Raw genomic sequence first — 960 nt, 5'->3', positions numbered from 1 at the left:
CATCAAAACCAAGAAAACGCAGATTTTTTTCGATACATTGATCCAGTCCGTACATGTAGGGAACGGCAAGAATAATGGTTTTTTTCATAATGTATTCGGATTGGAGTGGGCTGATTTTTCAGACGGCCTTGCCTGACAGGATAGGCCGTCTGAAAACATTTTAGTGGGCTTCGATAAATGCAGTCACTTGGTCGGCATTGGTCAATGCGCTGCACGCGGCTTCTTTGTTGATGCGTTTGGCGAGGCCTGCGAGGACTTTGCCGGGGCCGCATTCGGCGGATTCGGTGATGCCTTCGGAAACAAGCGCGTTGACGGTTTCTGTCCAGCGCACCGGGCTGTACAGTTGGCGTACCAAGGCATCTTTGATTTTGTCGGCATCATCGTAAGAGGCAACATCGGCGTTATGGATGACGCGGATTTGCGGTTGTTTGATGGTGATGTCTTTCAATGCTTCGGCAAGTTTTTCCGCTGCAGGCTTCATGAGGCTGCAGTGAGAGGGAACAGAAACGGGCAGCGGCAGGGCGCGTTTGGCTCCGGCTTCTTTGGCGGCAGCCATGGCGCGTTCGACTGCGACTGTATTGCCGGCAATCACGACTTGGCCTGGGGAGTTGAAGTTGACGGCTTCAACGACTTCGCCTTGTGCAGCTTCGGCACAAATGGCTTTCACTTGTTCGTCTTCCAAACCCAAAATAGCGGCCATTGCGCCTACGCCTTGCGGTACGGCAGATTGCATGAGTTCGGCGCGCAGGCGGACGAGTTTGACCGCGTCTGCGAAATCCAATGCACCGGCAGCGACGAGGGCGGTGTATTCGCCGAGGCTGTGGCCTGCAACGACGGTAGGGATTTTACCGCCGGCTTCCAAGTAGGCGCGGTAGGTGGCAATGCCGGCAGCCAGCATGATGGGCTGGGTGTTGACGGTTTGTCCGATTAATTCGGCATCTTCGCCGTTAATCATTGCCC

At 54.6% G+C, this 960-nt stretch carries 1 protein-coding gene; it reads right to left on the bottom strand.

The genetic code is table 11. From position 1 onward, the window contains the following. Positions 1-160 precede the first annotated feature (160 nt). Positions 161-960 (bottom strand): ACP S-malonyltransferase (gene fabD / locus ACTHS3_RS15010; RefSeq protein ID WP_440368370.1); only part of this gene is annotated, 800 nt, incomplete at its 5' end.

This window comes from Neisseria sp. P0009.S007, from assembly GCF_051962515.1.
Note: the sequence above shows the minus strand (reverse complement) of the source record. Positions and strands in the feature narration are given on the sequence as shown.